The following is a 13,697-nucleotide window of genomic DNA, read 5'->3' as shown; positions in this document are numbered from 1 at the left end:
CGCCGGGCTGAATGCGACGGTCACCGGTACGGCATGACGGTCACCGGTACGCGTGACGGTCACCGGCATGGCATGACGGTCACCGGCATGGCATGACGATGACCCGGTATGGCGTGACGGACTACGTCGGCGGGCGCGGCTCCGGCCGTACCGCCGCAAAGTCCTGACGCCGGACGAAGGCAGCCCCGGTGACCACCACGGTCCAGGCCGTCAGGCCGATGACCAGGGCGCTCGACGCCGTGTCGCCCCAGTCGCCGACGAACGCCGGGCTGATCTCGCCCGCGCCCAGCGACAGCGACGCCATGCCGATCGCGGTGGCCGCGGCCAGTGGCGGGAACACCCACAGCAGCGCCGCCGGGGATTCGAACCGGCCGGCCTCGGTGAGCCCGGCGACACACGCCACCGCCCAGCCGATCGACAGGACAACCGCCGGGACCGGGTCGGCCTGCCGCAGTCGGGGCCACCGGGTGCGAAGGACCCCGAGGCCGGCGCCCAGCAGCGCGTAGAGCGGGAACGCCAGGAGCAGCGGACCGTGCGGAATCCCGCCGATGGCAGCCGGCTCCCACAGCGCCTGCCCGTTCCCGCCGACCCGCAGCCGTTCACCGCCGAGCGCGTGCGCCGTCAGGAAGGCCGCCGCGGCCATCGCCGTCCCGATCCCCGCCGTGACCGCGAGCGCCACCGGATACCGCCGCCGGCGGGCCAGCCACATCCCGGTGAGCAGCGCCAGCAGGTGCCCGCCCAGGTATCCGGAGGTGTTCCGCATGACCTCCCGGTTGTACCGCCACTCCCACTGCTGGCCCTCGCCCTGCGGATCGAAGTTGATCCAGGTCAGGTAGAAACCGTCGTTGAGCGGCAGCAGAACGGCGGCCAGCAGCGCGGTGACCGGAATCGCCCAGAGGACCCTCATCCGCCCAGCCTGCCCCGGCGCGCCGGCGCTGTCGAGGTGACGTTCTAGGCTGCCGGGCATGGCGATTCTGCACAAGGCGACGATCGTGCCCAGCAAACTCGAACTGCTCGCGGCCTGGCTGCCCGGCCGGGCCTGGTACGACGGCCCGGCCGCCGAACCGGAGCGGGTGGCCGCGGCCCGGTTCGACGACCCGGCCGGCGAGGTCGGCATCGAGACGCTGATCGTCCGCGCCGGTGACGGCCCACTGTGGCATGTGCCGCTCACCTACCGGGGCGCGCCGCTGGCCGGCGCCGACGAGTGGCTGGTCGGCACCACCGAGCACTCGGTGCTCGGCACCCGCTGGGTCTACGACGCCGAGGGCGACCCGGTCTACCGGGCGGTGGCCGCCGAGACGATCCGGTCCGGCGGGCACGAGGCGGCCGAGGAACTCGAGGCCGACGGCGTGCGGGTGCCCCGGGAACCGGCGATGCGGCTGCGCGGCAGCACCGCCGGCCCCGGCGACGTGTCAGGCGACCTGACCGTGGTCCGGACGATCGGCCCGGTGCTGGCGGTGGGCGCCACCCTGACCGGCACCTGGGACGACGAGTCAGCAGTGCTGGCCACCCTCACCTGACATAGCCTTTCCCGCGATCCTGGGGAGTGTGGCGGGACGCTCGAGTTTCGCCGTTTGGGGATCGTTTGCGTCGGTCGCGCCGGCCTTGTGGACGCCGCCGCCCACGCCGGCAGTGGCGGGGCTGTGACCGGGATGCTGATCGGCGCCGGCCTGTCCGCGGGCCTGGCATCACTGCCAGGGCGCACCGGTTCCTGGCCTGGGCCGTGTGGCCGGTGGGCCGGGTGTCGATGGTCCCTGCTGACACTGATCGTGCGGTCGAGCCCTCGACGTCTTCCCGGCCGGGGAACAAGCCACCGCCCAGATCGACGACATGGCGAAACTCGAGCGAGTCCCGCCTCCGGCGAACCGCGTCACGGTCTTCTGGGCTTCCACGATGACCGTCGCTGACCCTCGGCCGGCCCCGGTCGCCGGTGTTCGGCAAGCCCCGGTCGCGGACCTTCCGCCAGCCACGGTCGCCGGCGCTCGGCCCGACGCGGTCGCGGTGTTCGGCCAGACGCGGTCGCCGGACCGTCCGCCAGCCACGGTCGCCGGGCCGTCCGCCCGAGGCGGTTGCCGGACCGTCCGCCCGAGGCGGTCGTCGGCGCTCGGCCGGTGTGGTCGCCGGCGTGCGACGACCAGCGCACACAATGCGGCAACGTGCGATTTCACCCTTGCCGGGACGACGGCAGGCGCACACGGACGGCATAACGTGTGCGCCCGTCCCCGTCAGAGGGAAGCAGGCGCACACGATCGGCGAACGTGTGCGCTGACCATCGCTGCGCCCAGGCAACGTGTGCGCTGAACAGCGCTGCGACCGGCGAGCCCGCCCTCGGCGGCCCACTCCCGGCACCGCCTCCGGACGGCCACCCAAGGTCATCAGACCTCACGATGATCTCGCGAAGCTCGCTGAGGATGACACTGACCAGGACGAATGCAAGACTCACTTCGGCGTCGACCCTGACCCGCGATGTCGCTGCGAAAACGGCGAAACTCGAAGGCGAGACAGGTGTGCCCGAAGTCCACAAGGGCGCGGGAGGGTCAGAGGGCGTCGGCGGCTTTGCGGGCGGCGATCAGGATCGGGTCCCAGACCGGGGCGTACGGCGGGGCGTAACCGAGGTCGAGGGCGGTCATCTCGGTGACCGTCATCCGGTTCCACACGGCGACCGCGAACGCGTCGATCCGTTTGGCCGCCTCGGCCCGCCCGACGATCTGGGCGCCGAGCAGCAGCCCGGTGTCCTTCTCGGCGATCACCTTGACGGTCATCGGCACGGCGCCCGGGAAGTATCCGGCCCGGTTGGTGGACTCCACGGTGGCGGTCACGAACCGGAACCCGGCCGCGTCCGCCTCCTTCGACGACAGCCCGGTCCGGGCCACCTCCAGGTCGCAGATCTTGGTGATGGCGGTGCCGATGACCCCGGGGAACGTGGCGTACCCGCCGCCGATGTTGATCCCGGCGACCCGGCCCTGCTTGTTGGCGTGGGTGCCGAGCGGGAGGTGCATGGCCCGCCCGCTGACCAGGTGGGTGACCTGGGTGCAGTCACCGGCGGCCCACACCCCGTCGACGATGCCGTCCGGCCCGGTGACCCGCTGCCGCAGGTCGGTGGCGAGCGCGCCGGTGACTCCGAGCGGCAGCCCGGCGGCGTCGGCGAGCGCCGTGTTGGGCCGGACGCCGAGCCCGAGGACGACGACGTCGGCCGGCAGCACCCCGTCGTCGGTGACGACCGCGCTGACCCGGCCGCCGTCGGTCTCCAGGCCCTGCACGGTCACCCCGGTACGCAATTCGATGCCCAGCCCGCGGATCGAGTCGGCGACGAGCGCGCCCATGTCCGGGTCGACGGTGGCCATCGGCTGCCCGGACCGCTCGACGAGGGTGACCCGCATGCCCCGGCGTTGCAGGGCTTCGGCCATCTCGACGCCGATGTAGCCGGCCCCGATCACGACCGCGGTGTCCCGCCCGGGCGCCAGCCATTCCTGCAGGGCCGCGGCGTCCCCGAGGGTCTGCACACCGTAGACGCCCTGGGCGGGGGTGTCGGCCCAGGCCGGCCGGATCGGGGTGGCGCCGGCGGCGTACACCAGGTGGTCGAAGCTCTCGGTGCGATCCCGGACCGTGACCGTGCGGGACCGGAGGTCGATGCCGGTGACCTCGTGTCCGGTGTAGACGTCGATGCCGTTGGCCCGGTGGGTGGCCGGATCGCGGGCGATGAGCTCGTCCGGGCCGTCCACCAGCCCGCCCACCCAGTAGGGGATTCCGCACGCCGAGTAGGACGTGTAGTCGCCCCGCTCGAACGCCGTGATCTCGAGCTCGCCGGGCTTGAGCAGACGGCGCGCCTGGGCCGCGGCGGACATTCCGGCCGCATCGCCGCCGATGACGATCAATCGCATCCGGTCATTCTGCCTCTGTTACCGGTGGATTTCCGGAAAGCTGCGCGCAGTGGTTGCCCGGCGCATCGGCCTCGCTCTATGGTGACCTCACCGCACCCCATTGTCGCCGGGCCTTTCGGAAACCAATCGTCGAAGCGCTTCGACCGATTCCTGCGCCTTATGAAACCTGCCTTATAAAGAGGAGACTGCCATGCGTCTCAGACGCGGTCTCGCCGCGCTTGCGGCCGCCGTCCTGGTCCTCCCATTGACCCCCGGAGCGGCTCAGGCCGACCCCGGGTACCCCTTCCGCGACCCCGGCCTTCCGCTGGCCACCCGTCTCGACGACCTGCTCGGCCGGCTCACCCTGGACGAGAAGATCTCACTGCTGCACCAGTACCAGCCGGCCATTCCCCGCCTCGGCCTGAACGTCTTCAAATCCGGCACCGAGGCCCTGCACGGTGTCGCCTGGTCCAACGACCACAACGCCGGCGGCGCCAAGATCGACGCCACCGCGACCGTGTTCCCGCAGGCCGTCGGCCTGGCCAGCACCTGGGACCCGGCCCTGATCGAGCAGGTCGGCGCGGCCGTCGGCGACGAGCTGCGCGGCTTCCACGCGCAGAACCCGACGATCTGGGGCCTGAACACCTGGGCGCCGGTGGTCAACCTGCTGCGGGACCCGCGCTGGGGCCGCAACGAGGAGGGCTACTCCGAGGACCCGCTGCTCTCCGGCGCGATCGCCACCGCCTACGGCGACGGGCTCCAGGGCGACGACCCGGAACACCTCAAGGTCGCGCCGACGCTCAAGCACTACGCCGCCTACAACAACGAGACGCTGCGCGACCGGACCTCGTCCAACGTGCCGCAGCGGGTGCTCAACGAGTACGACCGCAAGCCGTTCGAGATCGCGCTGCGCAACGACGCCGCGACCGGGGTGATGGCCTCCTACAACCTGATCAACGGCCGGCCCGCCACCGTCGACCCGGACCTCGGCACGCTGGTCCGCGACTGGAGCGGCTGGCGGTTGTTCAACGTCAGCGACGCGTGGGCGCCGACCAACCTGACCGGCTCGCAGGCCTACTTCGCCACCCAGGCCGAGGCGAACGCGGCCACTCTCAAGGCCGGCCTGGACAGCTTCACGGTCAACGACACCAACGCCGTGCCCACGGTCACCGCGATCAAGGAGGCGCTCGCGCAGGGCCTGATCACCGAGGCCGATGTGGACGAATCAGCAGGCAACGCGCTGAGCATCCGCTTCCGGCTCGGTGAGTTCGATCCGGACGGTGGCCCGTACGCCGGAATCTCGCCCTCGGTGATCGACAGCCCGGCGCATCGCGCGCTGGCCCGTGAGACCGCCGCCGACGCCGCGGTCCTTCTCAAGAACAACGGCATCCTTCCGCTGGCGGCGGGCGGTTCGGTCGCGGTTGTCGGCCCGGTCGCCGACAAGCTCTACAGCGATTGGTACGGCGGGCAGCTCCCGTATCGGGTCAGCGTCCTCGACGGGATCACCGAGCGCGCGTCCACGGTGTCCACCAGCGCCGGCGCCGACCGGATCGCCCTGAAGGACACCGCCACCGGCCGTTACGTGACCGCCGGCTCCGGCAGTGTCAGCCTCACCGAGACCAGCCCGACGGCGGCGGCCCAGTTCGACACGGTCGACTGGGGCGACGGCGTCTCCACGCTGCGCAGCGTGGCCAACGGCAGGCTGGTCGGCTACGGCTGGGGCCCGTTCGTCACCCAGGCCCAGGACCCGACCGGCTGGTTCGTCCAGGAGCAATTCAAGATCGAGGACCAGGGCGACGGTACGGTCGTGCTGCACTACGCCGGCTACGAGACCCAGGAGCCGTGGTTCCCGGACACCGACTACGTGACCGTGGGCAGCGACGGCAACCTGACCCTGGGCACCCTCGCCGCCGCCACCAGGTTCACCCGGGAGGTGCTGGTCGACGGCGTGGCCGAGGCCGCCGCGAGCGCGAAGAAGGCGCAGACCGCCGTGGTCGTCGTCGGCACCGACCCGTTCGTCGCCGGCCGGGAGGCCCACGACCGGACCGGGCTCGGCCTCGGCGCCCGCCAGGAGGCGCTGATCAAGGCGGTCAAGGCGGCCAATCCGCGGACCGTCGTGGTGCTCCAGAGCAGCTACCCGCAGACGATCAACTGGGCGCAGCAGCACGTGCCGGGCATCCTGTGGACCACCCACGCCGGCGCGGAGACCGGGCACGCCGTCGCCGACGTGCTCTACGGCGACGTCAACCCGTCCGGCAAGCTCACCCAGACCTGGCCGGGTTCGGTCACGCAACTGCCGGACGACCTGCTCCAGTACGACATCGTCAAGTCGAAGCAGACCTACCTGTACAGCGACGACCGTCCGCTCTATGCGTTCGGGCACGGGCTGTCGTACACCACGTTCCGTTATGGCGTGCCTGTCGTTCGCGACGGCCGGGTCAGCGTCACCGTCACCAACGCCGGAAAACGGGCCGGTGACGAGGTGGTCCAGCTCTACACCCACCAGCGGACCTCCCGCGACGCCACCGCGAACAAGCAGCTCCGCGGCTTCCAGAAGATCTCTCTCGGGGCCGGGCAGTCGAAGACCGTCACGTTCGAGCTCAAGCCGTCCGACCTGGCCCGCTGGGATCAGACCCGGCAGCGCTGGGTGGTCGAGAACTCGGTCCACGACATCCTGCTCGGCTCGTCCTCCGGCGACATCCGCCAGCGGGCGACGTGGGCGGTCAAGGGCGAGACGATCCCGGCCCGCGACCTCTCCCGGACCACCCGGGCCGAGACGTTCGACGACTACGCGGGTGTCAAGCTGCTCGACGAGAGCAAGGCGTCCGGCACCGTGGTCGGCGCGACCGCGGCGGGGGACTGGCTGGCGTTCAAGGACGCGGCGTTGCGTGGCGGCACCACGTTCACGGCCCGCGCCTCCGGCAGCGGAACCATCCAGGTCCGCCTCGGCTCACCGTCCGGCCGTCTGCTCGGCACCGCGTCGCTCACCGGCGCCGGCGGGGTGTACGACTACGCGACCGTGACCGCCACCCTGGCCCGATTCTCCGGCCGCCAGACGGTCTACCTGCTGCCCAGCCCCGGCGTCCGCCTGGCCACGTTCGCCATCGCCTGACGTGAGCGGGGGTGTGCCCGTCCGGGCGCACCCCCGCTGATCAGTAGGATCGACCGGAGGACAGGCTGTGGCGACTTGGGGAGGCAGCATGCCGACGATCAACGATGTCGCCAAAGCGGCGGGGGTTTCGCCCAGCACGGTGTCCTACGTCCTGAGCGGCCGCCGCCCGATCTCCGCCGAGACCCGCGCCCGGGTGCAGGCCGCGATCGCCGAGCTGGGCTTCCACCCGCACGCCGGCGCCCGCGCCCTGGCGAGCAGCAAGACGAACGTGATCGCCCTGGTCGCGCCGCTGCGGGTGGACGTCAACGTGCCGGTGATCATGCAGTTCGCGACGGCGGTGGTGACTGCTGCCCGGTCGTACAACCATGATGTCCTGCTCTTGACCAAGGACGAGGGCACCGCGGGTCTGGAGCGGGTCGCGCACAGCACCATGGTCGACGCGTTGATACTGATGGATCTGGAGCGCGACGATCTGCGCATCCCGGCGCTGCGTAAGCTGAAGCAGCCGTCGGTGCTGATCGGCCTGCCGTCCGACCACACCGGCATCGCCTGTGTCGACCTGGACTTCGCGGCCGCCGCCCGGGAGGCGCTCACCCACCTGGCCGGGCACGGGCACCGCAGGATCGGGCTGGTCGGCCCGTCCCCGGCGGTGTACAAGCGGCAGACCACCTACGCCGACCGGTTCCTCACCGGGTTCCTGGAGGCGTCGGCCGAGCTCGACCTGCGTACCGTCACGCATCCGTGCGAGCCGGGCGCCGAGGGGGTCCGGTCGTGCATGGCCGACCTGGACGCCGAACTCGACGGGATAACCGCCCTGGTGGTGCACAATGAGGAGGCGCTGCGGCCCCTGCTCGACCTGTTGCACGCCACCGGCCGCCGGGTGCCCGACGACGTCTCCATCGTCGCCGTCTGCCCGCGTGACGTGGCGACGGCGATGCCGATCAACCTGACTTCGATCGACATTCCGGCGCACGATGTCGGCACCCTCGCGGTGGAGACCGCGATGCGGCTGCTGGACGGTCGCCGGGTCGAGTACACCAGGCTGCTGGCGCCCAGCCTGGTCGAGCGCGACTCGTGCCGCGAAATCTCGCCGTCACACCGTTGACATGAACCGGGCTCGTTCCATAGCGTCTCGACAAGGCCGATCGTCGAAGCGCTTCGACGACGAGGACTTCCCGCTCTCATTCCTCCGGGAGGAACGGTTATGCTCCGATCACGATCCGGTCTCGCGGCCGGTGCTCTTTTGCTGGCAGCGACCCTCGGTCTCACCGCGTGCAGCAGTGACGACTCCTCGGCCGAGGGCGCCGACGCCAAGTCCCTCACCCTCTGGCACTACGAAGGCCCGAACAGCGCCATGGGCATCGCCTGGAACAAGGCGATCGAGCTGTTCAAGTCCAGCCACCCCGGCGTCGAGGTGAAGTTCGAGGAGAAGGGCTTCGAGCAGATCCAGCAGAACGCCCAGATGATCCTCAACTCGGACAGCGCCCCGGACATCCTCGAATACAACAAGGGCAACGCGACCGCCGGTCTGCTCTCCAAGCAGGGCCTGCTCACCGACCTGTCGGACGAGTTCACCAAGCGCGGCTGGGACAAGAAGCTGAGCTCCAGCCTGCAGACGACGGCGAAGTACGACGAAGACGGCATCATGGGCAACGGCAAGGTCTTCGGCGTGCCCAACTACGGCGAGTTCGTGACCGTCTACTACAACAAGAAGATGTTCGACCAGTACAAGCTGGCCGTCCCGACGACCTTCGACGAGTTCACCAAGGTGATGGACACCTTCGTGCAGAACAAGGTGACCCCGCTCGCCGTCGGTGGCGCCGAGTACCCGGCGCAGCAGATCTTCTACGAGCTGGCGCTGTCGAAGTCGGACCGCGCGTTCATCAACGACTACCAGCTCTACACCAAGAAGGTCGACTTCAAGGGCCCGCAGTTCACCTACGGCGCGCAGACCTTCGCCGACTGGGTCTCGAAGGGCTACATCAGCAAGGACTCGGCCGGCATCAAGGCCGAGGACATGGGTGTCTCCTTCACACAGGGCAAGTTCCCGATCCTGATCTCCGGCTCCTGGTGGTACGGCCGGTTCGCCTCCGAGATCAAGGACTTCGAGTGGGGCACCTTCCTCTTCCCGGGCAACACGCTGCACCCGGGCTCCAGCGGCAACCTCTGGGTGGTGCCGGAGAAGAGCAAGGCCAAGTCGCTGGCGTACGACTTCATCGACATCACCATGTCGCCTGAGGTGCAGGCGCTGCTCGGCAACAGCGGCGGTGTCCCGGTCGCGGCCGACCCGTCGGCGATCACCGACCCGAAGAACAAGGAACTGGTCGAGACGTTCAACAAGATCTCGACCGCGGACGGCCTGGCCTTCTACCCGGACTGGCCGGCGCCCGGCTACTACGACGTCCTCGTGGCGGGCACCCAGGGCCTGATCAACGGCTCGAAGACGCCTGACGCCTTCCTCGACGAGATCGCGAAGCCGTACAACGAGAACCTGTCCGACCTCGGTAAGTGATCTTGCGTTAGCCGCGATGCGGGCGGTGACCAGCCGCCCGCATCGCGAATGGAAGGGGCTCCCGGCATGGCCGGTCGTAACCGCGGCTACGCGGTGTATCTGATCCCTGGTGTGCTCGCCTCGCTCGCGGTGATCGTGGTGCCGCTGGTGATGACCGTGTACGTCAGTTTCACCAAGTGGACCGGCGTCGGCGACCCGCGCTGGGTCGGCTTCGAGAACTACACCCGGCTGTTCGGGGACACCCTGTTCTGGCAGTCGTTCGGCAACATCGGGCTGCTCGTGTTCGCGATGGCGGTCATCCCGACGCTGCTCGGGCTGGTGCTGGCCGCGGTGCTGTTCGACTACGTGGGCAAGAAGTTCGGTGACCGCTGGGCCGGCCTGTTCCGCTCCGGCTACTACCTGCCGCAGGTCATCCCGGTGGCGGTCACCGGCATCATCTGGAGCTGGATCCTGCACCCGAGTTACGGCGCGCTCAACCGGATCCTCGAAGCGGTCGGGCTGGGCGGGCTGGCCAAGAACTGGCTCGGCGACCCCGACTACGCGCTGTACAGCGTGATGCTGGTGATGATCTGGTTCCAGATCGGCTATCCGGTCGTCATGTTCATGTCCGGGCTGTCGCGGATCGACCCGTCGCTGTACGAGGCGGCCGACCTGGACGGCGCGACCTGGTGGCAGCGGTTCCGCAAGATCACCGTGCACATGATCAAGCCGGAGTTCTACGTCGTGCTGATCACCACCACGATCGCCGCTCTCAAGATCTTCGGCCAGGTCTTCGTGCTCACCAAGGGCGGCCCGAGCAACTCCACCCTCGTGCCGTCGTACTTCGCCTACAAGAACTTCTTCGAGAAGGCCCAGGTCGGGTACGGATCGGCGATCTCCACCGTGCTCACCGTGCTGATCGTGATCCTGGCCTTCCTGTTCCTCCGTCTTCAGCACCGTTCGGAGGAGCTCCGGTGACCGATCTCGCTGTGAAGCACCGCAACCCGTTCCGCTTCGTGGTTCTCGCCGGCCTGCTCGTCCTGCTCCTGCTGCTGGTCGGGCCACTGCTGGTGATCGCCGTCAACGCGGTCAAGAGCCCGGCCGACTACGCCGCCAACGGGCCGCTGTCGATCCCCGGCAGCCTCTACTTCGACGGCATCGTCGACTTCTGGAACCGGGTCAACTTCGGCCAGAAACTCTGGAACAGCTTCATCACCAGCCTGGTCGTGGCGGTTCTCGGCGTGGTGCTGTCGATCCTCAACGCGTACGCCCTCGGTATCGGCCGGGTCAAGGGCCGCGTCTGGTTCCTGGTGTTCTTCCTGGTCGCGAACCTGCTGCCGCAGGAGGTGCTGGTCTACCCGCTGTACTACATCTCCAAGGAGGCCGGGCTCTACGACAGCCTGTTCGCCATCATCATCATCTTCACGGTCATCCAGAGCGCGTTCGGCACGTACCTGCTGACCTCGGTCTACACCGAATTCCCCCGGGAGTTACTGGACGCGGCCTCCGTCGACGGCGCCGGAAAATGGCGGACCCTGTGGCGGGTCGTCGTGCCGGTCAGCGGCCCCACCCTCGCGGTCCTGTTCACGTTCTTCTTCATCTGGACCTGGAACGAGTTCTTCCTGCCCCTGGTCTTCCTCGTCTCCAACGACAACCAGACGGTTCCGGTCGCCCTCGGCGTCCTGCAGGGCGACCGGATGATGGACGCCACCACGACCAGCGCCTCCGCCCTGATCGGCATCCTCCCCGCGATCCTCTTCTTCCTGATCTTCCAGCGGACCCTCACGCGCGGCATCGCCGCCGGCGCCATCAAGTAAAGGACTTTTCGTGAAGTTCACTGACGGCTATTGGCGCAAGCGCGCGGGCTTCACCGTGCTGCACCCCGCCCATCTCCAGGACACGGCGACCGGGCCGGACACGCTCACCGCCTGGGCCGCGACCAGGCCGATCACACACCGCGGTGACACCCTCAACTCCGCCCTGATCACCGTCGACCTGGCGGCCCCCGCGCCGGACGTCATCCGGGTCACCGTCTCCCACTTCAAGGGAGAGCGCTCCAAGTCCCCGAATTTCGCGATTTCCGGCGAACCCGGTGACGTGTCGGTCGACACCCGGTCGATCACGTCCGGCGCGCTCACCGCCCGGGTCTCCGACGGCGACAACTGGGCCCTCGACTTCCTCGACGCCGACGGCCGCCGCCTCACCGGCAGCGGCTGGAAGGGCATGGGCGTCGTCTCCGGCCCCGACGGCGACTACGTCCACGAGCAGCTCGACCTCGGCGTCGGGCACGTCGTCTACGGCCTCGGCGAGCGGTTCGGGCCGCTGATCAAGAACGGCCAGACCATCGACGTCTGGCAGGAGGACGGCGGTACCAGCTCCGAACAGGCCTACAAGAACGTTCCGTTCTACTTCACCAACGGGGGGTACGGGGTACTCGTCGACCATCCGGGCAAGGTGTCCTTCGAGGTCGCCTCCGAGATGGTCACCCGCACCCAGTTCAGCGTCGCCGGGCAGAGCCTGTCCTACCTGGTCATCTACGGGCCCACGCCGGCCGACATCATCCGCAAGTACACCGCGCTGACCGGCCGGCCCGCGCTGCCGCCGGCCTGGTCGTTCGGGCTGTGGCTGACCACGTCGTTCACCACCGACTACGACGAGGAGACGGTCAACAAGTTCGTCGGCGGGATGGCCGACCGGAACCTGCCGCTGTCGGTGTTCCACTTCGACTGCTTCTGGATGCGCGAGTTCAACTGGTGCGACTTCGAATGGGACCCGCGTGTCTTCCCCGACCCGCCGGGCATGCTCAAACGGCTCGCCGACCGGGGACTCAAGACGTGCCTGTGGATCAACCCGTACATCGCCCAGCGGTCGCCGCTCTTCGCTGAGGGCGCCGCCAGCGGCTACCTTCTGAAACGTCCCAACGGCGACGTCTTCCAGTGGGACCTGTGGCAGGCCGGCATGGCGCTGGTCGACTTCACCAACCCCGAGGCCCGCGAGTGGTACGCCGGGAAGCTGCGCGGACTGGTCGAGATGGGTGTCGATGCGTTCAAGTCGGACTTCGGCGAACGGGTGCCCACCGACGTGGTGTGGCACGACGGATCCGACCCGGAACGCATGCACAACTACTACACGCAGCTCTACAACGAGGTCGTCTTCGAGGTGCTGCGCGACCTCAAGGGCGAAGGTGAGGCGGTGCTGTTCGCCCGCTCGGCGACCGTCGGCGGCCAGCAGTTCCCGGTGCACTGGGGTGGCGACAACTCCAGCACCTACGAGTCGATGGCGGAGAGCCTGCGCGGCGGGCTGTCCCTGATGTCGTCCGGCTTCGGGTTTTGGAGCCACGACATCGGCGGTTTCGAGGGCATGCCCGACCCGGCCGTGTTCAAGCGCTGGGTGGCGTTCGGCCTGCTGTCGTCACACAGCCGGCTGCATGGCAGCAGCTCCTACCGGGTGCCGTGGCTGTTCGACGAGGAAGCCGTGGACGTGCTGCGGTCCTTCACCCACCTCAAGTACACGCTGATGCCGTACATCTTCGGCGCCGCCCGCGAAGCCCACCTGACCGGCCTCCCGGTGATGCGCCCGATGCCCGTCGCGTTCCCGCACGACCCGGCCGTCACCTACCTGGACCGGCAGTACATGCTCGGCCCCGACCTGCTGGTCGCCCCGGTCTTCACGGCCGGTGGCGAGGTCTCCTACTACGTCCCCGCGGGCCGCTGGACCCGCTACCTTCCGGCCCCCGGAACCGCTTCGACGATCGAGGGCCCGTGCTGGGTCACCGAGACCCACGGTTTCGACACGGCCCCGCTGCTGGTCCGCCCCGGCACGGTCCTGCCGGTCGGCGCCCGCCACGACCGCCCCGACTACGACTACCGCGACGGCGTGACCCTGCACCTGTTCGAGCCGGCCGAGGGCCGCACGGCGGTGGTGGTGCCCGGCCCGACCGGCGCCGACACGGTCTTCACGATCTCCCGTTCCGATTCGGACATCGTCGTGGGCCGGATCGGCGACGCCCTGCCGTGGCGGGTCCAGATCGGTTCCACGGTGACCGAACTGGCCGCCGACGAGGACAGCTGCACCCTCACCCTGGGCTAGCAGCTCCAGACGCCCGGCCCGCCCACCGGCGGGGGGGGGGGGGCCCCCCCCCGCCGGGCACACAGAAAGGGAGAGGGGGGGGGTGGGGGAGATGGGTGGGTGCGGGGGGTTGTTAAAGGGGGGGGGCGGGAGAATAAAAAAATGG

At 69.4% G+C, this 13,697-nt stretch carries 9 protein-coding genes; 7 read left to right on the top strand and 2 right to left on the bottom strand.

The window, feature by feature from the left end:
- Positions 1-121: 121 nt before the first annotated feature.
- On the bottom strand, positions 122-907 hold the full coding sequence (locus tag AB0E94_RS22340) for a hypothetical protein (protein WP_360328999.1): 786 nt from the start codon (positions 905-907) through the stop codon (positions 122-124).
- Between the two features lie 58 nt (positions 908-965).
- Between AB0E94_RS22340 and AB0E94_RS22335 the strand changes: the two genes are divergently transcribed.
- Positions 966-1,520 (top strand): hypothetical protein, encoded by a 555-nt coding sequence (locus AB0E94_RS22335; RefSeq protein WP_360328997.1) that lies wholly within the window; start codon positions 966-968, stop codon positions 1,518-1,520.
- A 1,017-nt stretch (positions 1,521-2,537) separates the two neighbouring features.
- Here AB0E94_RS22335 and AB0E94_RS22330 read toward each other — a convergent pair.
- Positions 2,538-3,881, bottom strand: coding sequence for an FAD-dependent oxidoreductase (locus AB0E94_RS22330; protein ID WP_360328996.1), 1,344 nt, complete (start codon positions 3,879-3,881; stop codon positions 2,538-2,540).
- Between the two features lie 190 nt (positions 3,882-4,071).
- Here AB0E94_RS22330 and AB0E94_RS22325 point away from each other — a divergent pair, with 190 nt between their 5' ends.
- From AB0E94_RS22325 to yicI, 6 genes are all read left to right on the top strand, one after another.
- Entirely contained in the window at positions 4,072-6,972 is a 2,901-nt protein-coding gene (locus AB0E94_RS22325) for a glycoside hydrolase family 3 C-terminal domain-containing protein (protein ID WP_360328994.1), read from the top strand.
- An 88-nt stretch (positions 6,973-7,060) separates the two neighbouring features.
- Complete coding sequence (locus AB0E94_RS22320; RefSeq protein WP_360328992.1) at positions 7,061-8,077, top strand: LacI family DNA-binding transcriptional regulator; 1,017 nt, start codon at positions 7,061-7,063, stop codon at positions 8,075-8,077.
- Between the two features lie 99 nt (positions 8,078-8,176).
- Complete coding sequence (locus AB0E94_RS22315; protein ID WP_360328990.1) at positions 8,177-9,484, top strand: extracellular solute-binding protein; 1,308 nt, start codon at positions 8,177-8,179, stop codon at positions 9,482-9,484.
- A gap of 66 nt (positions 9,485-9,550) precedes the next feature.
- Entirely contained in the window at positions 9,551-10,441 is an 891-nt protein-coding gene (locus AB0E94_RS22310) for a sugar ABC transporter permease (protein WP_360328988.1), read from the top strand.
- Positions 10,438-11,280, top strand: a complete 843-nt coding sequence (locus AB0E94_RS22305) for a carbohydrate ABC transporter permease (RefSeq protein ID WP_360328986.1) — start codon at positions 10,438-10,440, stop codon at positions 11,278-11,280. Before AB0E94_RS22310 ends, AB0E94_RS22305 begins: the two co-directional genes overlap by 4 nt.
- 10 nt (positions 11,281-11,290) lie before the next feature.
- Entirely contained in the window at positions 11,291-13,552 is a 2,262-nt protein-coding gene (gene yicI / locus AB0E94_RS22300) for an alpha-xylosidase (protein ID WP_360328984.1), read from the top strand.
- Positions 13,553-13,697: the final 145 nt, after the last annotated feature.

The organism is Actinoplanes sp. NPDC026670 (genome assembly GCF_040638175.1).
Lineage (GTDB): Bacteria > Actinomycetota > Actinomycetes > Mycobacteriales > Micromonosporaceae > Actinoplanes.
Note: the sequence above shows the minus strand (reverse complement) of the source record. Positions and strands in the feature narration are given on the sequence as shown.